We start from the raw sequence: 20,052 nt of genomic DNA, 5'->3' as shown, positions 1-20,052 counted from the left end.
TTGGTTACGGGTATATACCTTGCGATAAAAATATATTTGCAAGGTCGATGCTTGTTAATACATTGGTAAATAAGAGGTTAAAGATGTTTCGTTGTTATTGGAGTGTAACCAAACCCGGCATAATTATGGGGAACCTTATTAGTGTTACGGGGGGATTTTTACTGGCTTCTCGTGGTGAGATCGACACATGGCTAATGGTGGCTACTTTATTAGGTTTATCCTTTGTGATTGCCTCGGGTTGCGTCATTAATAATGTGATTGATAGAGATATCGATATTAAAATGGCGCGTACTCGTAAGAGGGGGACAGTAACTGGCGAAATATCTGGGATGACGGCTTTATGTTACGGGATTGTGTTGGGGATAATCGGTTTTGGTTTACTGATGGCTTATACCACATCAGCTGCGGTATTTTTTGCCCTATTTGGATATGTTATTTATGTTGGAGTTTATAGTCTATACATGAAACGACATTCTATTTACGGTACGCTTATTGGTAGTTTATCTGGTGCTGTGCCGCCTGTTGTTGGTTACTGTGCGGTAACGGGGCAATTTGATATGGAAGCTTTAATATTATTAGTTATGTTTAGTTTATGGCAAATGCCACACTCTTATGCGATTGCTATTTTTCGTTTTAAAGATTATCAGGCAGCTAATATTCCCGTGTTACCTGTGGCAAAGGGAATTGATAAAGCCAAACGTCATATCGTACTTTACATTGCTATTTACGCGCTAGTTGTAATGTTGCTGCCAATTGGTGGTTATACAGGAATGGCATTTATGGCGGTTGCTTGTACCACGAGTTTTTGGTGGTTATTAATGGCATTACGCGGTTATCGCCGTGATATTGATATTATTGGCTGGGCACGACAAGTGTTTGCTTTTTCGATTGTAAATATTACAGCCTTGAGTATTGCGATGGCGGTGGATTATCAAATAATGGTACCGAATATTGCCCTAATCACATTTTCATAAATTAAGATTCACAGTCCCTTATTTTGAATTAGAGGGGCTGCTCTTAGCTTTCATTTTTAACTCAACCTCCCTATGTCGGCTAATTTGTTGTTCATATTTTATTTCCTATCAAATAATTCCATTTGTATTTAAGTCTATTTTTATTAAGCAAATCAGCGTGTCTATTAGCCATGCAGCGCAGTATTAGGCAATAAATGAGTTTTATTGGTATCCGCTCACCAACAGTAATCCATAGGGTTTAGACTAAAGTGTAATACTCCAATTGAAAAAAGCTTGTTAGTGTTGAACATAGATAGGCTTAGTATTCACCTGACTTTAATGAGTTACTCATTAGGAGCTAATTATGAATCTTTGACCTTTCTCAACATACATAAGCTGTTAACTAAGCGTACAAAAATAATAAACGCTCAATCGCTAGGAGAAAATGATGGAAGGTGAAACTACATATTGGCAGGAAAATCTGCGCTTAATATTTATTAGTCTTGTTATTTGGTTTGTCGTCTCATTTGGTTTGGGCATATTACTTGTCGAACAGTTAAATGAATTTCGATTAGGCGGATACAAACTAGGTTTTTGGTTTGCACAACAAGGATCAATTTATACATTTGTTGCTTTAGTTTTTTGGTATTCATCAAAAATGAATGCTCTTGATAAAAAATATAAGGTGGAGGAGTCGTAATGGATGAGTTAAAACTATATACCTATATCGCTGTATTTGGCTCATTTGCTTTATATTTTGCTATTGCTTGGTGGGCGCGAGCGGGTTCTACCAGTGATTTTTATGTTGCAGGGGGAGACATAACACCGTTACAAAATGGTATGGCAATTGGTGCCGATTGGATGAGCGCCGCGTCGTTTATTTCAATGGCAGGTTTAATTGCTTTTTTAGGGTACGGTGGTTCAGTATTTTTAATGGGCTGGACGGGCGGTTATGTATTACTCGCCATGCTTTTAGCTCCTTACATGCGTAAGCACGGTAAGTTTACGGTTCCAGAATTTATTTCAGATCGTTACTACTCAAAAACAGCACGTATTGTTGCTGTAATTTGTTTAATTATCGCTTCGTTAACTTATATCATTGGTCAAATGAAAGGTGTAGGTGTTGCTTTCTCTCGCTTTTTAGAAGTTGATTACGGCTTGGGCTTAGGTATAGGTATGGCTGTAGTTTGGGTATACGCGGTACTAGGTGGTATGAAAGGTATTACTTACACGCAGATTGCTCAATACTGTGTATTAATTTTTGCTTATACCATTCCTGCTGTATTTATCTCATTACAATTAACAGGTAACCCCATTCCACAATTAGGTTTAGGTTCTACACTTGCTGACGGTAGTGGTGTTTATTTACTTGATAAACTTGATATGGTTGTTACTGATTTAGGCTTTAAAGAATACACCACTGACAACATGGGCGGCACGTTAAACATGTTCGCCTATACTATGTCGTTAATGATCGGTACTGCGGGTTTACCTCATGTAATCATGCGTTTCTTCACGGTTCCGTCTGTGCAAGCTGCACGTTCATCAGCCGGTTATGCGTTAGTATTTATCGCATTACTTTACACAGTTGCTCCAGCTGTTGGTGCAATGGCGCGTTTAAACCTAATGAATACTATTGAACCTGCTGCGGGTCAAAACCTTGAATACGAAGCACGTCCACAATGGTTTAAAGATTGGGAAACAACGGGCTTATTGAAGTTTGAAGATAAAAACGGCGATGGCAAAATTACTTATGTAGCAGACGCTGAAAAGAATGAAATGGTTAAAGTTGACCGCGACATTATGGTACTTGCTAACCCAGCTATTGCTAACTTACCTAATTGGGTTATTGCACTAGTCGCTGCTGGTGGTTTAGCTGCCGCACTATCAACCGCCGCAGGTTTATTGTTGGCGATATCCTCCTCTATCTCCCATGATTTAATGAAAGGGGTGTTAACACCAGACTTGTCTGATAAAAACGAGTTACTCGCGGGGCGGATTGTAATGACAATTGCTATTCTGATCTCCGGTTATCTCGGGCTGCATCCTCCTGGCTTCGCCGCCGGAACCGTCGCCTTAGCATTCGGTTTGGCTGCCTCGTCAATATTCCCTGCATTAATGATGGGTATATTCGCTAAGAAAATGAGTGGTACTGCTGCTGTATGGGGGATGTGTTCTGGTATCGGTGTAACTATGTTGTATGTATTCCAACATAAAGGCATCATGTTTATTCCGGGTACGTCGTTCTTAGGTGATATGGGCCCAGATTGGTTCTTCGGTATTTCACCTAATGCGTTTGGTGCTGTTGGCGCTCTTGTAAACTTCGCGGTAGCATTTATCGTGGTAAGATTTACTGGTCCAGCTCCAACTCATATCCAGGATATGGTTGATAACTTCCGTAGCCCTTATGGTAAAATTGAAACTGCACACGATCACTAATGTTTCAGGCTAAAATGAGGCTAGGCGATATTATCGTCTAGCCTTTTATTTTTTAACTTTTTAATCTTTTAATATTCAAATAAAGAGCATTATTATTTTATGAATAAACACACTAAACTTGCTTTATTAGTTGCCCCTTTCCTTATTTTAGGCGGATATATTGCTTCTGACTTATACATTGAAAATCAAGCAGAAAAAACACGTGTTTTTCAACTAGAGCCAACAGGTAATTGCGATGTTATTAACAAAAGTTGTATTTTGAAATCGGGTGAATTTGAAGTAAATATTTATGATGAAGAAGGAATTACTACGGTTAATTCAACTTTTCCGCTTGATAGCGCAACCTTGTTTTTGGTGAGTGAAAATGAAGAAGTTACCGTTTATCCGCTAGGTATGCTTGATAGTGCTTATTATTGGAAAAGCTCTACTGCACTACACCAACTTGTATCAACTCAAGGTGCGCAATATAAGCTACGCTTAATTGCTAATATTAAAGGTGGTCAATACATTAGTGAATTTACAACGCATACCGTTAAATAACGGATGAACTTTGATACAAAACATACCCTGATGTAGTAACAACGAGTAAAGTAGATTAAGGTTTTAAATCAATTAAGATTAGAACGCGTTTAAAAAACATATTACCCCGATAATTACAAGAGAATACCTATGTTTCCCAATTGGCAATTAACAACATTAAGCTTTTTTTACATTTGCTTATTATTTTTAATTGCTTACGTTGGAGACAAATATCGCAACAAACTTCTTGAACGTTACCAATCAAGTATTTACGCTTTAACACTTGGGGTTTATTGTACTTCGTGGAGTTTTTTAGGAACAACAGGGCAAACCGCCAATAATATATTTTCTCATTTACCTATTTATTTAGGTCCTATTTTTCTCTTCTTTTTTGCTTGGCCTTTTATACAACGCATTATTCGCGTTAGTTTAAAGTTAAATTTAACCTCTATTGCTGATTTGTTGGCGGCTCGTTATGGTAAATCTCATAAGCTCGCTGTTTTAGTTACTCTAGTTGCTTTAGTTGGCACCATGCCGTATATCGCTTTACAGTTAAAAGCTATTGTTTATTCGTTTACACAATTACAAGCTGAACAAAACTTTAATGATTGGCAATTAGGTTTAGCGATTAGCTTAGTGTTAGCGGGGTTTACCATAGTATTTGGTATTAGAAATATTGATGTGACTGAACGTCATCCAGGTATTATGCTGGCGATAGCGTTCGAGTCGTTAGTTAAGTTGTTTGCATTTTTAGCTGTTGGTTTATTTACTATCTTTTTCCTCTTCGATTCACCTGCTGATTTATGGGAGCAAACCAGTGTAACTATTAAGTTAGAAGAACAATTCAGCTTACCGAGTATTGCGTCAGTGCTTGCTATGTTAGTGATTACGATGGCGGCTTTTTTGTCTTTACCACGCCAGTTTCAAGTGATGGTGGTAGAGTTAAAAGAAGAAAAAAACATCTATCTTAGCCGACGTTTATTTCCTTTATATTTATTTGTATTTGCCGTTTTTGCTATCCCATTAGGTTTAGCGGGACAATTATTATTAGGTGATAGCGTACCTTCAGACGCTTACGTACTGTTTTTACCCAGCTTAAAAGATCAAACTTGGCTAACGTTATTAACTTTTCTTGGTGCTATTTCGTCTGCGAGCTCTATGGTGATTATTGCTGCAATTGCTTTAAGTACCATGTTGAGTAACGAAATTGTTTTCCCTCATTTATATGGCACTAAAAAATCAAGTCATGTTGATTACGACAGCTTCAGATTACGCTTACTTCATATCCGAAAATTTTTAGTTTTTAGCGTTATATTGCTAGGCTTTGGTGTTTCGTTAATGTTGCCGTCAGAAACTTTATCTTCATTAGGTGAAGTTGCTTTTGGCGCTTTTGCGCAGCTAACGCCTGCATTGGTTGCTGCCTTTTATTGGCGACGGGCTACATTAACTGGAGTGTATGCCGGTATATTAGTTGGCTTTATGTTGTGGCTAATGTTTAACTTTTTACCGCAATTTGGTTTATATATTCCGCCTTTTTCTGACGGTATTATTCCGGCTAGTAGTATGGCAACCCTTTTGAGTTTAGTGGTTAATATATTTGTGATTTGGAGTTTGTCGCAAGTGAGCCGACAAAGTGTGCAAGAACGTGTGCAAGCATCCATATTTTTAGAATGGCAATCTCCTAAAGTATTAACCTCACAAAAATATCGTCATCTTGATTTTCGTGAGTTAGAACTGTTAGTTTCACGTTTTGTAGGTGAACCTAAAGCCAGTCATAGTTTTAGTGAATTTCAGCAGAAAACTCTTCAAAAGAAGGTAGGCAATAACACCTATAATCAACTATTGCTGGAACATACTGAAAATACGTTAGCCAGTGTTATGGGAGCATCTTCAGCCAGATTAGTACTTTATTCAGCGCTAGAAGGGCGCGATATCGCACTTGATGAGTTAACGGTGTTAGTTGAAGAAGCATCAAACCATAGACAAAAATACAGCCAAAATTTATTACAAAGTGCGATAGAAAATGCCAGTGAAGGCTTTTCAGTGATTGATGCTGATTTAAAACTAATGGCATGGAATAAAAAATATATCGACTTTTTTAATTACCCTGAAGAGTTAGTTTACGTAGGTTGCCCTATAGAAAGTTTACTGCGCTATAACGCTAAGCGAGGTTTGTTTGGTACGGGTAATGTAAATAAAGAAGTAACGAAACGACTCGAATATTTACGTCAGGGGAGTCCTCACTCAACGGAACGACAATACAATAATGGGCAAGCTATTCGTATAGAGGGGAATCCTTTGCCTGACGGTGGTTTTGTCATGATGTTTTCTGATGTAACAGCATACAGAAAAGCCGAACAGGTATTAAAAGAGGCAAATCAAGATCTAGAAACTATTGTACAAGAACGTACTCAAAAGCTTGAAGAAGCCAATCAAGATTTAGCAAATGCTCGATATAAAGCTGAGCAAGCACATGTTAATAAAAGTCAGTATTTAAAGGCTTGTAGTCATGATTTAATGCAACCATTAGAAGCTGCTAGGCTTTTTACTTCAGCACTGGCCGACCAGAAAAACCTTAATGAATTACAAGAGCGTCAAGTTAATAATATTGATCACTCATTAAAAGTAGCTAGCGATTTGTTGTCTGATTTAAGTGAAATTGCACGTATTGAAAGTGGCAATATTAAACCTCAAATAGAGACTTTTTCAGTGAAGGAGTTATTTGATAATTTAGCAAAAGAATTTTCAGCTTCAGCGGTAGAGGCTGAGGTAGATTTTAGGGTGGTTTCTACTTCAGTATGGATAAAGTCAGATAAGCGATTATTACGACGTATATTGCAAAACCTGATTGGCAATGCTTTCAGGTATGCCAGTTCAGGTAAAGTACTGCTTGGTGCTAGAGTGGTAAAAGGCGAGGTAAAAATTCAAGTGTTAGATAATGGCCCTGGGATCCCTGAAGATAAACAAATATTGGTTTTTGAGCAATTTACGCAATTGGATACGGCAACAACAAAACCTAATCAAGGTTTAGGATTAGGTTTAAATATAACGCAAAGTCTTGCACAATTGTTAGGACACACATTATTGCTTCAATCGAAGGTTAATCAAGGTTGTAAATTTACATTGACTGTTGCTCAGGCAGTTAAAGGGCATGCTAAAAAAATTAGTGCCCCTATTGTTAGCTCAGGCTTTAAAGATGTAACCGTATTATGTATTGATAACGACCCTGACGTATTAGCCGGAATGGTGGCGCTTTTAGAAGCTTGGCACTGTCATGTACTAACCGCTGATTCATATGCATCAGCACAAAAAATATTTACTAAGGAGGGGGAGGTTATACAATTATTATTAGTGGATTACCAACTAAACAATAACGAAGACGGACTAACCTTAATCGCAATGTTACGTGAACAATGTCAGCATTATTTACCTGCTATATTAATTACTGCTGCCACTGAAAGCGATGTTGACCTGAAGGCTGCTGAAGCGGATGTAGGATTTATGAGAAAGTTGGTAAAACCAGCAGCATTGCGTGCAATGATGAGTGCTAAGTTATCAAAAAACCTACAAAATAATTATTTATCTTAGAGGTTATAGCTGGGTCAACTGATCTTAATCTAAATTAAGTTCTGGAATATCTAATTGTCCAATAGCAATAACTGCCTGCGTACGATTACGTACATTTAACTTACGAAAAATAGCGGTAGCATGTGCTTTAATTGTTGCTTCAGATACATGTAAATCATACGCTATTTGCTTATTTAACATGCCTTGGGCAAACATTAATAAAATTTTATATTGTTGTTGGGTTAAGCTGGCAACACGCTCAGAGATATCAATGCTCGTATCATCATTTTCTGAGGCTTCAAAAGCTTCTGGTACCCAAACATTACCCAATAAAACTTGCTGTATTGCTGTAAAAATAAGGTCAATAGGTGTCGATTTAGGAATAAAACCTGCTGCACCATACTCCATAGATTTACTAATGGTATCTTGATCTTCGTGAGCTGAAACAATAACCACAGGTATTTGTGGATAATGAGTTCTTACATGAATTAAGGTGTTAAAACCATGTGCGCCAGGTATGTTTAAATCAAGTAGAAGCAAATCACAGTCACTATGATTAGTGAGTAATTGTTCGAGTTCAGGGATCGTTTGTGCCTCTAACCAACCTGTAGTAATAAATTTTGACTTTAATGTCCCCAATAAAGCTTGTCTAAATAAAGGATGATCATCAGCTATTATTATTTTTTCTGGCTGAATCATAATAGAGTTCCTTAGAAATATCTCGTATTCAGTATAAACGGTTTTCAGGAAAGTATTTATTAGACTTTAGGCTAAAAAAAATAAATTGTGGTGAAACTTTACATTTATTTCACTTAATAGTAATTAACAGTTTTTAGAAACGAAAAAGCCAATCGTGAATCTAGTTAACGATTGGCTTTTTCTTTTATTTGTATGCAGTTTATTTAGGGTATTTGGCTTCTAATGCTGCATATAATTGTTGTTGAAAGTCAGCGGCGCTTGGATCAAGGGTAGTGACAATATTGGCTAATACTTCATTGTCTTCCTCGCCATTCCATATTTTAATGTATGTGCCTTCTTTGTAGCCATGATCTTGGCGGAAAAAGTTTAAGGTGTTTTTACCTACGTATTGGCGAAATAATTCGTTTAAATCCATATTCATTAATCGCATACAATCAGCAAGCGCAACAGCATCAAACGCTTTATTTGAAACCGCCGCAGAGGCTAAATTTTCTAATGCTATTTTAAAATCTGTTTCAGATGTTTTTTCTGTTAACTCTTGAGCTAATTCAGCTGTAATACTTTCTACTGAAGCGCCTGTCATTAAGCGTAGGCTTAAACCAAAGTGAAAAATATCGACTAATTCTAATTGTACTTGAGGTACGTCAATCTCTTGATGTTTCCACCATTTCCAACCGTGGTGATCAAGCATTTCAGCACATTCAACCCAGATTGCGCGATACCATTCGTAGTTATTATCTCTCCACGTTTCGCTAACGCGAGAATTCATTGCATCTTGCATAGTTAACATTTGTGTAATTTGTGTAGTTGCAGTAGATAAGTTGCTCATGCATTGTCTCTTTAATGATTTTAATTAATATTCTGTTGTATAGGCGATATCCTACAAGTATTTACTGGATAAATCAGTATAATAGTTTAATTATTCGCGATAATTTTTCTTCAATTTTACGATAACTATTTATGAATCAAACAGCTTCCAAAGAAACACAACAAGATGCACTTAAAGTGGCTAAATCTATTCAAAAGCCAGGGCAAACTAAAGAGCAAACCAAGCTTATTGCACAAGGTATCGAAAAAGGCATTAGTGAATATAAGAAGCAGCAAAAAGTAAAAGCGCGAGAACGCGATAAACAGCGAAAACAGCAGCTTAAAGCTAAAAGTGCTACGGAAGATAATCGTGAAGAAAACGCAAATGAATCAACAAAGTTAAACAAAGTAACAAGTAAGGTACTAATTCCTTGGCTTTTACTTATTGTAAGTTGGATACTCTTTGTATTTTATATTCTAAAATGATCATTGAAAAATCCAATAACCCCCTCATCTATAGCATCATCATTATCGGTAATCAGGACTTAATCAGGATTAAATTATGCGTAAAGCGTTAGAAATATCTAACTTGAAAAAAGTATACAAAGGCGGATTTGAAGCACTTAAAGGCATTGATTTAACGGTTGATGAAGGTGATTTTTTTGCTTTACTTGGGCCTAATGGTGCCGGCAAATCTACAACGATAGGGGTTATTACCTCCTTAGTAAATAAATCATCGGGCACGGTGAAAGTTTTTGGTGAAAGTATTGATACAGAGCTAGAAGCCGCTAAAAGTTATTTAGGTTTAGTACCACAAGAGTTTAACTTTAATATGTTTGAAACATTAACCACTATTTTGGTTAATCAAGCGGGTTATTATGGTGTTGATCGTAAAACAGCACACGAAAGAACTGAAAAATATTTAAAAAAGTTAGAGCTTTGGGATAAACGTAACGACGCATCTCGTATGTTGTCTGGCGGTATGAAAAGGCGTTTGATGATCGCTCGCGCTTTAATGCATGAACCTAAAGTATTGATATTAGATGAACCCACAGCAGGCGTAGATATTGAGTTACGCCGTTCAATGTGGGAGTTTTTAAGAGAGTTAAATCAACAAGGTATTACGATTATTTTAACCACGCATTACCTTGAAGAAGCTGAAATGCTATGTAGAAACATCGCGATTATTGATAAAGGTATTATTGTAAAAAATACCGATATGAAATCATTATTAGCCACGTTAAATGTTGAAACTTTTATTCTCGATTTAGATGCTAAAAGCTTAGGTGATAATGCAGCTATCGATCTTAAAGACTTTAACAGCCGATTAGTGGGAGAACACACGTTAGAAGTTGACGTTGATAAATCTCAAACGATTAACGAAGTGTTTAGTCAATTATCTGCGTTAAATATTAATGTTAAAAGTATGCGCAATAAAAGTAACCGTTTAGAAGAGCTGTTTGTCAGCTTGATAGGTAAAAAACCTCAAACAGAAACACAGGAGCAATAACATGAGTTCGTCTGTTAACTTTATTGCGTTAAAAAGTATTTTATATAAAGAAGTTCACCGTTTTATGCGCATATGGGTACAAACACTTGTACCACCGGCAATAACCATTAGTTTATATTTTGTTATTTTTGGCGAATTAATTGGATCAAGAATAGGTGAAATGGGCGGCTTTGATTATATGTCGTTTATTGTTCCAGGTTTGATCATGATGAGTGTTATTACTAATTCTTACTCCAATGTCGCGTCATCTTTTTTTAGTGCTAAATGGCAGCGTAATGTTGAAGAGATGCTAGTAGCCCCTGTACCTAATTGGGTTATTGTTGCTGGTTATGTAGGTGGCGGCATGATACGCGGTATCTTAGTTGGCCTTATTGTTACGCTAATTTCGTTATTATTTGTTGATATTCAAATTCATAATATTTGGATTATTATTGCAACCGTTTGTTTAACATCAGCCACGTTTTCTTTAGGTGGTTTAATTAACGCAATATTTGCCGGGAGTTTTGATGATATTTCAATTATCCCTACCTTTGTTTTAACTCCTTTAACTTACTTAGGTGGGGTATTTTATTCTATTAGCTTGTTACCTGAATTTTGGCAGGGCGTATCACAAGTTAATCCTATTGTTTATATGGTAAATGCGTTTAGATATGGTTTTTTAGGTATATCTGATGTGAGTTTAACTTTAGCTTTTTCCGTATTAGGTATTTTTATTGTTAGCTTATTTACTATTGCTATGGTGTTAATTACAAAAGGCGTAGGCTTACGAAGTTAATAAATGGCGAAGTTAATGAAAGAACAAATAGAAAAAATGGGCGACTCTAAAGCAATTGTTACTAATCAAAACGGTATTCATGAAAAGCTTGAAGAGATTGTTTTAAAACATATAAAACATCCATTTAAAAAACCGTATCAACAACATACACAAGACGCTTTCGATGAAATAGATAAAGTGGTGCAAGCATTTGATGGTGAGATCATTTTAGATTCTTGCTGTGGTGTTGGACAAAGTACGCGATTGCTGGCAAAACGAAACCCCAAGGCTTTAGTTATAGGGGTAGATAAGTCGGCTAATCGTATCAACCGCAATGTTGATGAGTTGGTTAACGAAGACAGTTGTCAGAAGGTTGATAACTTCTATTTAATTCGAGCTGATTTGAACGATTTTTATCGTTTGGTATTGGCAGCTAAATGGCCTGTTACTCAGCATTATGTGTTGTATCCAAACCCTTGGCCTAAATCTAAACATGTGCAACGTCGTTGGCACGGTAGTGCGGTATTTCCTGATATGCTTAAAATAGGGGATACCATGATCTTACGTAGCAATTGGCGTTTATATTTAGAAGAATTTAATTTTGCTGTATCTCTTTTAAACTTAACTGGAAAATTTGCTACGGTTGATGACAGTGAACCATTAACTCCTTTTGAAGCTAAATATCGTGCAAGCGGTCAAGAATGTTTTCAACTAACCATTAAAATAAAGTAATGACAAAAGAATGTTTCCATTTGTTATTACATTTTGATTTTTGTTCTATACTCATATCGTTGTGAAAAGTTACATTTATTGGCGAAATTAACAATTTTTTATATTCTATGAAATAACAATTATATTTTATTTAATAATATCAGTTAGTTATTTTTGGTGCGATATTTGAATTCTATTTACTTATTCATAATAAAAAATAGGATCCGGTATGATTAGCAAGATAAAAAAACAAGTTTTCCTCTATTCTCTTATTTGTGTTTTGATTGTAGAGTTAAGTTTTATGTACATATCTAGCGGTTTAACGTAAAGCTCACTTATAAAAAGTAGAGACTTTTAGGTTAATATTTATTAAAGTGCCGCAATAATAAAGAATCAAACTTATATTAACCAGAGTTCAGGTTATATTTAGAATAAGTGATAAGTATGACAGCGAATAAGCGCAAAGCTAAAGCAACTCACAAATCTCTACACCGCATTTTTACTATTCCTGAAGCCCCTGATTCAACATTAGGTGCTATTGAAAAAGAAATGTCTCAAAACCTTGCTGGTTTTCTTGGTAACCACATTGTGGCAACCAATCAAGCGTTAACCGATATTGAGAAAGATTTTGCTGGTTCTACTATTCCTGAAGAGCCTAGCTTTGTTTCTGATCATATGCGTCATTTATTAGATAAGTTGGTTTCTCAATCAGTTCATACGTCAAGCCCTAGTTTCATAGGGCATATGACTTCAGCTTTACCTTATTTTATTTTGCCATTGTCTAAATTAATGGTGGGATTAAATCAAAACCTTGTAAAAGTTGAAACATCTAAAGCATTTACACCGCTCGAACGCCAAGTGTTAGGTATGATGCATCGTTTAGTTTATCAAGACGATGAATCTTTTTATGAGCAATGGATGCATAGCCCAAATCATTCTTTAGGCGCTTTTTGTTCTGGTGGTACTGTTGCTAATATTACCGCGCTTTGGGTTGCTCGAAATAACCTTTTAAAGCCTGATGGTAATTTTAAAGGGGTTGCAAAAGAAGGTTTATTTAATGCGCTTACCCACTATGCTTATAAAGGCTTAGCCATTTTGGTTTCAGATCGTGGCCATTACTCTCTCAAAAAATCAGCAGATATTTTAGGTATTGGTGAAGAAAGCGTAATCAGAATTCCGACCGATGAATACAATAAAATTGACTGTGTAAAACTACGTGAAAAATGCCAAGAACTCGCGAATAAAAATATTAAAGTACTTAGTATTGTTGGAGTGGCAGGTACCACAGAAACTGGTAACGTTGATCCTCTCAATGATATGGCTGATATTGCACAAGAGTTTTCTTGTAACTTTCATGTTGATGCTGCATGGGGTGGAGCCACGTTATTATCAAATAAATACCGTAAGATCCTTAGCGGTATAGAGCGTGCAGACTCAGTAACTATTGATGCCCATAAGCAAATGTATATTCCTATGGGGGCAGGGTTGGTTGTTTTTAAAAACCCTAAAGCTGTTGCTTCTATTGAGCATCATGCTGAATATATCATTCGTAAGGGATCTAAAGATTTAGGTAGTCATACGCTTGAAGGTTCACGTCCTGGTATGGCTATGCTTGTGTATGCTAGTTTACATATTATTAGCCGTCCAGGTTATGAATTATTGATTAATCATAGTATTGAAAAGGCTAATTATTTTGCTAATACCATTGATGAACATGATGATTTCGAGCTCATAACACGACCTGAACTTTGCTTGTTAACCTATCGTTATGTACCTAAAATTATTCAACAATATCTTGCTACAGCAACACTTGAGCAGCAAGATAAAATAAATGATCTGTTAGATAAGTTAACTAAGTTTGTTCAAAAACGTCAGCGTGAAAATGGTAAGTCGTTTGTTTCAAGAACACGTATAGAAGTATCTCGCTATCAGGGTAAGAAAATTTTGGTTTTTAGAGTGGTACTAGCAAATCCGCTCACATCAAATAAAATATTGCACAGTATTCTTGAAGAACAAGCTGTTCTAGCAAATGAAAGTGTAACCTTTCTTCCTGAGTTACATAGTATTTGTGGTTGATTTTGTATATCCATTAATTATTTATTTCCATCTCCTATCTAAATAAACCTAAAATCCTTTAAAGACAATATATTACTGGTATTGTCTTTTTGTTTTTGTTATTTACACATTCAATGTTTAACTTTTGTCTTACGAAGTTGTTTCGATTATGTTTCGACTTTATTTCGTTTTGGTGTTTTATTTGTTGATTTATGTAATCCATACTGTAATAATACAGTCCTAGTTACAATTATATTAGGTGGTGATTTATGGAACAATTTAATAACAGCGTCGCAATGCAATCGGTAGCCAATGAACAAATAAATTATGCGTTAATAGAGCAACAGCTGCTTGAGGCGAATAAAAAAATTGAAGAATTAGAATATGAACTTGAGTGGTCTACTCGTTCTTACGAATAATACCAATTTCACTAGGATCTGTTTATTTTTCCTTTGTGTATATACCCGTTACCAATCAAGATGCGTATTTCAGAGCACTTGAGCGATATCAATTCAAGGCAATGCTTTGTAATAATGGTCGTTCCCTTATAAAAAGCATTAACGACGAAGTGATTTTGCTCAAGCGCTTCTTCGATGGGTCTAAAAACAATTTATGCTGCGTTATTAACTTTAGTAAGGGAATAACCATGACGTAAACTTAATGCCTTGCATACATGGATGTATGTACTTAGATTTCGTTTGGAACGTGAAATCTGTGCCTAAATTGTTTTTAGTTCCCACTGAAACCTGCATCTTGAATGGTTACGGGTATATAGGCTAATTAAACTAAGAGAATAGGTAATATTTAAGAAAATAAAAAAGCAGAAGTTATTTAAACTTCTGCTTTTTTATTTTAATTATTTAATTTTTGAGTATTACGCTGATTTTAAAGAAAATCTTAAGTTGTCTATTAGGCGTGCTTTACCACAAAAAGCGGCGGCTAATATAACAATATCTGTATCATCTTCACTGGCGGGTTGTAATGTTTTTGCATGGCAAACATGAATGTAATCAGTTTTTAATCCTGCATTATCTATATACGACGCAGCTGTTTTAGCTAAACCAATAAAGTCATTATCGGTTTTTAATTTATTAGCTAGCCATTGAATATTTTGGCTTAATGCGGGGGCTATTTTAAGCTCTTCTTCAGTTAAATAACCGTTTCTAGAACTTAATGCTAAACCAGAAGCTTCTCTAACCGTATCAACAGGAATAATCTCAATGGGCATTGATAAATCATCTACCATAGTTTCAATAACTTGTACTTGTTGATAATCTTTTAAACCAAAACAAGCAATGTCTGGTTGTACTAAGTTGAACAGCTTACACACTACGGTTGAAACACCTCTAAAATGGCCAGGGCGGCTTTCACCACAATAACCTTCAGATACATTAGGTACTTCAACGTAGGTTTGTTTATCTAGCCCTTTAGGGTAAATAATTTCAGGGGTTGGTGTAAATAATAAGTCAGTACCTTCTGCTTCAAGCTTTTGCTTATCAGCGTTCATGGTTCTTGGGTAGCTATCAACATCTTCGTTTTCACCAAACTGCATTGGATTAATGAATATGCTAGCAACAATTTTGTCTGCATGTTTATGAGCTTCAGTCACTAAGGAAATATGACCAGCATGTAAATTACCCATAGTTGGCACAAAGCCAATTTTTAAACCTTGTTGACGCCAATCTGTAATTATTTGGCGTAAATCATTTATGTTATCAACTGTTTTCATTATAGTCCCAAACTATTCGAAAATGTGTTCTTGACCAGGGAAGTTACCTAAAGATACTTCTTTAATATAAAGCTCTATCGCTTTCTTTATGTCGCCAGTATCGATTAAAAAGTTTCTCGAAAATTTAGGCATATAACTACATGAGATTCCTAAAGCATCGTGCATTACCAGTATTTGTCCATCAGTACCTTTACCAGCGCCAATGCCTATAGTTGGAATAGTAACGGCTTCCGTAATCGCTTTACCTAAGCTGTCAGGTATACATTCTAATACTAATAATTGCGCACCTGCCTGTTCTAATTGTTTGGCGTGTTCAATCATTTCTAATGCTTTTGTTTTATCACGACCTTGTACTCTAAAGCCACCGAACACGTTCACTGATTGAGGTGTTAAGCCTAAATGAGCACAAACAGGAATACCACGTTCAACTAAACCTTTAATGGTGTCAACTAACCAGCTTCCGCCTTCAATTTTAACCATGCTAGCACCCGCTTGCATAAGTTTAGTTGCGTTTATATAAGTTTGCTCGGTTGTGGCGTAACTCATAAAGGGCATGTCGGCAATAACAAGCGTGTTTTCAACGCCATTACGCACACATTTAGTATGGTAGGCCATATCGTCAATGCTTACCGGTAGAGTATCGTCTTCGCCTTGTAAAACCATGCCTAGTGAGTCACCTATTAAAATAGCGTGAATACCTGCTTGGTCAAATAATTTAGCAAAACTTGCATCGTAAGCGGTAATTGTTGAAATTTTTTCGCCTTGCTGTTTCATTTTGATCAAGGTTGAAGTTGTGATCTTAGCCATAAGATTTTCCAGTAAAATAAGTAGTGAACAATTAAGACAATATTAGCTTAATTGACTATGGATTTTTAGCCCGTTTGCAGGAATGTTCTGGCTCAGATTTTCAATACTGTCGCCGTCAGGAAGACATAGTTTTGGGGCTATTTCGTGAAGAGGTAATAGTACAAATTCTCTATTTTTTAGTCCGTAATGAGGAACAGTTAATCGTTCTGAATCTATTATGCTATTACCAAATAAAAGTATGTCGAGGTCTAAAATACGTGGTCCCCATCGATCATCCTTTCTTACACGGCCTGCTTGGTTTTCAATTTTTTGAAGCTCATCAAGTAAAGCAAGTGGAGATAATGTGGTGGTTAACTCAGCAACGGCATTCATATAATCAGGTTGATCTTGAGGACCCATAGGACGACTATAATAAAGAGAGGAAATACCCGACATCACCGTGCTTTCTATCGATTTTATTGCTTTTACTGCATTTATAATTTGCTGCTTAGGGTTTTCTAAATTACTGCCTAAGCCAATGTAAACTGTAACCATTTATGAGTTTTCTGTTGTTTTAATTCTAGGTTTACGTTTTTTTCTAGGTGAACGCTTAGCCGTTGAACGGTTATGTATAACGCTTTTTATCATCAGCTCTCTTGTTTCTGGAGGAGTAACCTGAAAGTCTGTCCACCATTTTGCTAATTCTTCTAAGTCAGACAGGCCATTCGACTTATCTAAATTTGCTGCTTCTATTTCTGCACGTAAAACTAAAAAGTCGTATCCGGCTCTAAACTTAAGGTGTTCAAAAGTTTTATAAGCCTTTTTGCCTTCTCTACGAGACAACTTATCTTGCAGGATTAAAATATCTTTCATTACTGCTTGGAAGCGTTTAGGTATAGCAATGCTACGTTGTTGCTCAGCCATAATCTCGCTCATACAAGCAAAAAAGGCATCTTGTGGAGTAAGTTGTGCGGTTGCATTTAATTGTTTTATTTGCTTTTGTAATGGATACCAAAGCATGGCTGCAAATAAAAATGCAGGGGTAACTCTTTGGTCGTTATTAACGCGTTTATCTGTGTTCTTTAATGCTTGCTTGATAAACGGGTATAAATAAGGTTCAGAGTTTTGATTCAGTATTTGATCAACTAACGGGAAAAAATATTGAAATAAATCATATTCTCTCAAAAGTTCGAAGTTTGCTTCGGCTTTACCTGACATGAATAATTTTAAAAACTCTTCAAACATTCTAGCCGGAGGAATATTGTCTAATAATGAACCTAATGCTTTTATAGGCGCTTTCGTTTCAGCACTTATTTCCATATTAAGTTTTGTAGCAAAACGTATTGCTCTTAACATGCGAACCGGATCTTCTCGGTAGCGTGTTTCTGGATCGCCAATTAATCTAATTTGTTTCGCGTTTATATCCGCAATACCATTGGCAAAGTCGTGAACGGTAAAGTCTTTAGCAGAATAATAAAGTGCGTTTATAGTGAAATCTCTACGCTCTGCATCTTCATCAATAGAACCGTAAATATTATCGCGAAGCAGCATACCTTCGTCACTTTGCTTAGACACTTTGGAAGCTTTGTCGTCTTTAGTCGAATCGTGATGTCCTCTAAAAGTGGCAACTTCTATAATTTCACGGCCAAAAACAATGTGAGCTAATCTAAATCGACGACCGATCAAACGACAGTTTCTAAATAACCCCTTAATTTCTTCAGGCGTAGCATTAGTGACAATATCGAAATCTTTTGGAATAACACCTAATAATATGTCGCGAACACCACCACCGACTAGGTATGCATCGTAACCACCACTATTTAATCTATACAGAACCTTTAGGGCATTAGTACTCATCAGCTTGCGTGATACCGGATGCTGATCTCTCGTTAATACTACCGGCTTTGTTATTTGCGGTGTTTTAGATTTTTTAGTCGTACTTTTTTTAAGTACTCGTTTGCATAAATTGATAACGCTTTTGATAGTGCAGGCCTTAGAAAGTGGATAAAGGAAATAATTAAATTTGAGTTCTTGATTATAGTGCTAATGATATAACACAGTGTTTAAAAATAGAATGAAAACAGTGTATTTTCCAACATTCAGTCGCTTATTGTATAACTATTTCTTGCTTTTGGGTGATTTTACTCATCGACCAATGACTTATTGCCCAACTTATAATGTTTTCTACTGATTCAAACCTAAGTTCTTCAGGTGGATTTTGCCCTAAATAATGCAATGCGGAAATTAGTGCGGGTTGAGGTTTTTGATTGTTAATCGCTGGAGCTTTATTTTGTTTACTTAATTTATAGCCTTCTTTAGTTACCGCTAATGGAATATGACTATAAATAGGCGCCTGAGTATTTAATATTTCGAAAAAACTTAATTGCCGTAAAGTGGGCTCTAATAAATCACAGCCTCTTACTACATGGGTAATGTTTTGAAAAATGTCGTCAACCACTACGGCTAATTGATAAGCAAATAAGCCGTCTTTTCTTACTAATGTAAAATCTTCTGCCGCAACTTTTTTATCGCCAGTAATTAAACCTTGAATTGTATCGTTAAATTCATAAACACCTGCATTGTTTATAAGACGAGTGGCATTATTCAATGAAGGTAAATTTAAGGTTTTACAAATTGAAGGATATATTCCGCCAAACTTTTTAATTTGTGCTCGAGTACATTGGCAGTAATAAATAAGTTGATTTTTTGCGAGTTGGTTTAGGGTTTGATGATAAATTTGTGTTTGTTGGCTTTGATATAAAACACTCTCGTCCCAATGTAATCCATAAGACTCGAGGGTTTTTAAAATTTCACTACTCGCACCTGCCAATTCTCTTGGTGGATCAATATCTTCAATACGTACAAGCCAAGTGCCGTTATTATGTTTTGCGTCTAAATAACTCGCAAGAGCAGTAACTAAAGAACCAAAATGAAGTAAACCAGAGGGGGAAGGAGCAAAACGACCACGATATAATGACTGTGGTCGTTTATTGTCAAGATTTACCATAAGTAAACCAAACTATATTTCAAGTAATTAAGCAGGGATTAGCCTGCCATTTGACGTTCTTTTATTTCTTGAAGGGTTTTACATTCAATACATAAATCAGCAGTAGGACGAGCTTCTAAACGGCGAATGCCAATCTCAATACCACAAGATTTACAAAAACCAAAATCGTCTTCTTCAATTAGTTGTAATGTTTTTTCAATTTTTTTAATAAGCTTACGTTCACGGTCACGTGTACGTAGTTCTAAACTGAATTCTTCTTCTTGAGCTGCGCGATCTACAGGATCAGGGAAGTTCGCAGCTTCATCTTGCATGTGAGTAACGGTACGATCGACCTCTTGACGCAATTGAGAACGCCAAGCTTCTAAAATTAATTTAAAATGCTTAAGTTGGGGCGTACCCATGTACTCTTCGTTAGGTTCTTCTTGGTATGGCTTTACGCCAGCTAATGCCAGAATTCCTAATGCTTTATTTGCGCTGTTTGGCATGCTTTATCTCCTAATGCGACTTAACTTTATA

General features: G+C 36.1%; 19 protein-coding genes. 11 read left to right on the top strand and 8 right to left on the bottom strand.

The window, feature by feature from the left end:
• Nucleotides 1–83: 83 nt before the first annotated feature.
• The 5 genes from cyoE (at nt 84) to ACM9HF_RS10945 (ending at nt 7,499) form a co-directional block, all read left to right on the top strand.
• Entirely contained in the window at nt 84–974 is an 891-nt protein-coding gene (gene cyoE, locus ACM9HF_RS10965) for a heme o synthase (protein ID WP_473607786.1), read from the top strand.
• A 427-nt stretch (nt 975–1,401) separates the two neighbouring features.
• Nucleotides 1,402–1,653, top strand: coding sequence for a DUF4212 domain-containing protein (locus tag ACM9HF_RS10960; protein WP_473618290.1), 252 nt, complete (start codon nt 1,402–1,404; stop codon nt 1,651–1,653).
• A complete protein-coding gene (locus ACM9HF_RS10955; protein ID WP_473607784.1) occupies nt 1,653–3,392 on the top strand; it encodes a sodium:solute symporter family protein in 1,740 nt (579 codons plus the stop codon). The genes ACM9HF_RS10960 and ACM9HF_RS10955 overlap by 1 nt, the downstream gene beginning before the upstream one ends.
• Nucleotides 3,393–3,491: 99 nt before the next feature.
• Nucleotides 3,492–3,932, top strand: coding sequence for a hypothetical protein (locus ACM9HF_RS10950; protein WP_473607780.1), 441 nt, complete (start codon nt 3,492–3,494; stop codon nt 3,930–3,932).
• A 129-nt stretch (nt 3,933–4,061) separates the two neighbouring features.
• Complete coding sequence (locus tag ACM9HF_RS10945; RefSeq protein WP_473607776.1) at nt 4,062–7,499, top strand: hybrid sensor histidine kinase/response regulator; 3,438 nt, start codon at nt 4,062–4,064, stop codon at nt 7,497–7,499.
• 24 nt (nt 7,500–7,523) lie between these two features.
• Here ACM9HF_RS10945 and ACM9HF_RS10940 read toward each other — a convergent pair whose 3' ends face one another.
• Together ACM9HF_RS10940 and ACM9HF_RS10935 are read right to left on the bottom strand one after the other, a co-directional pair.
• Nucleotides 7,524–8,180, bottom strand: coding sequence for a response regulator (locus tag ACM9HF_RS10940; RefSeq protein ID WP_473618289.1), 657 nt, complete (start codon nt 8,178–8,180; stop codon nt 7,524–7,526).
• 196 nt (nt 8,181–8,376) lie between these two features.
• The gene (locus ACM9HF_RS10935; protein WP_473607772.1) at nt 8,377–9,006 is read right to left on the bottom strand and encodes a dUTP diphosphatase; all 630 of its coding nucleotides are present in this window, start codon (nt 9,004–9,006) and stop codon (nt 8,377–8,379) included.
• A 131-nt stretch (nt 9,007–9,137) separates the two neighbouring features.
• On the opposite strand from ACM9HF_RS10935, the gene ACM9HF_RS10930 reads away from it, so the two are divergent.
• From ACM9HF_RS10930 to ACM9HF_RS10905, 6 genes are all read left to right on the top strand, one after another.
• Nucleotides 9,138–9,470 carry a DUF2956 domain-containing protein gene (locus tag ACM9HF_RS10930; RefSeq protein ID WP_473607768.1) on the top strand — a complete coding sequence of 111 codons (333 nt, stop codon included), beginning with the start codon at nt 9,138–9,140 and terminating at the stop codon, nt 9,468–9,470.
• Nucleotides 9,471–9,546: 76 nt separating this feature from the next.
• Nucleotides 9,547–10,494, top strand: coding sequence for an ABC transporter ATP-binding protein (locus ACM9HF_RS10925; protein WP_473607765.1), 948 nt, complete (start codon nt 9,547–9,549; stop codon nt 10,492–10,494).
• 1 nt (nt 10,495) lies between these two features.
• Nucleotides 10,496–11,269: an ABC transporter permease gene (locus tag ACM9HF_RS10920; RefSeq protein WP_473607762.1), complete on the top strand. Its 774-nt coding sequence runs from the start codon at nt 10,496–10,498 to the stop codon at nt 11,267–11,269.
• A 15-nt stretch (nt 11,270–11,284) separates the two neighbouring features.
• Nucleotides 11,285–11,980, top strand: coding sequence for a tRNA (guanine(46)-N(7))-methyltransferase TrmB (trmB, locus tag ACM9HF_RS10915; protein ID WP_473607758.1), 696 nt, complete (start codon nt 11,285–11,287; stop codon nt 11,978–11,980).
• Nucleotides 11,981–12,403: 423 nt separating this feature from the next.
• On the top strand, nt 12,404–14,035 hold the full coding sequence (gene panP, locus ACM9HF_RS10910; protein ID WP_473607754.1) for a pyridoxal-dependent aspartate 1-decarboxylase PanP: 1,632 nt from the start codon (nt 12,404–12,406) through the stop codon (nt 14,033–14,035).
• Between the two features lie 248 nt (nt 14,036–14,283).
• Nucleotides 14,284–14,433: a hypothetical protein gene (locus ACM9HF_RS10905; protein ID WP_473607750.1), complete on the top strand. Its 150-nt coding sequence runs from the start codon at nt 14,284–14,286 to the stop codon at nt 14,431–14,433.
• A gap of 455 nt (nt 14,434–14,888) precedes the next feature.
• Here ACM9HF_RS10905 and panC read toward each other — a convergent pair whose 3' ends face one another.
• The 6 genes from panC to dksA all read right to left on the bottom strand — a co-directional run bounded on the left by panC (nt 14,889) and on the right by dksA (nt 20,021).
• Nucleotides 14,889–15,743: a pantoate--beta-alanine ligase gene (panC, locus tag ACM9HF_RS10900; RefSeq protein WP_473607746.1), complete on the bottom strand. Its 855-nt coding sequence runs from the start codon at nt 15,741–15,743 to the stop codon at nt 14,889–14,891.
• A 12-nt stretch (nt 15,744–15,755) separates the two neighbouring features.
• Nucleotides 15,756–16,550, bottom strand: a complete 795-nt coding sequence (panB, locus tag ACM9HF_RS10895) for a 3-methyl-2-oxobutanoate hydroxymethyltransferase (protein WP_473607742.1) — start codon at nt 16,548–16,550, stop codon at nt 15,756–15,758.
• Between the two features lie 42 nt (nt 16,551–16,592).
• On the bottom strand, nt 16,593–17,084 hold the full coding sequence (gene folK / locus ACM9HF_RS10890; RefSeq protein WP_473607739.1) for a 2-amino-4-hydroxy-6-hydroxymethyldihydropteridine diphosphokinase: 492 nt from the start codon (nt 17,082–17,084) through the stop codon (nt 16,593–16,595).
• The gene (gene pcnB, locus ACM9HF_RS10885) at nt 17,085–18,512 is read right to left on the bottom strand and encodes a polynucleotide adenylyltransferase PcnB (RefSeq protein ID WP_473618288.1); all 1,428 of its coding nucleotides are present in this window, start codon (nt 18,510–18,512) and stop codon (nt 17,085–17,087) included.
• A gap of 124 nt (nt 18,513–18,636) precedes the next feature.
• Nucleotides 18,637–19,536, bottom strand: a complete 900-nt coding sequence (gluQRS, locus tag ACM9HF_RS10880) for a tRNA glutamyl-Q(34) synthetase GluQRS (protein ID WP_473607736.1) — start codon at nt 19,534–19,536, stop codon at nt 18,637–18,639.
• Nucleotides 19,537–19,574: 38 nt separating this feature from the next.
• Nucleotides 19,575–20,021: an RNA polymerase-binding protein DksA gene (gene dksA, locus ACM9HF_RS10875; protein ID WP_473607732.1), complete on the bottom strand. Its 447-nt coding sequence runs from the start codon at nt 20,019–20,021 to the stop codon at nt 19,575–19,577.
• Nucleotides 20,022–20,052 lie beyond the last annotated feature (31 nt).

The organism is Colwellia sp. RE-S-Sl-9 (assembly GCF_048296855.1).
Classification (GTDB): Bacteria; Pseudomonadota; Gammaproteobacteria; order Enterobacterales; family Alteromonadaceae; genus Pseudocolwellia.
The sequence above is the reverse complement of the archived record's forward strand: the minus strand, read 5'-3'. Positions and strand labels throughout refer to the sequence as shown.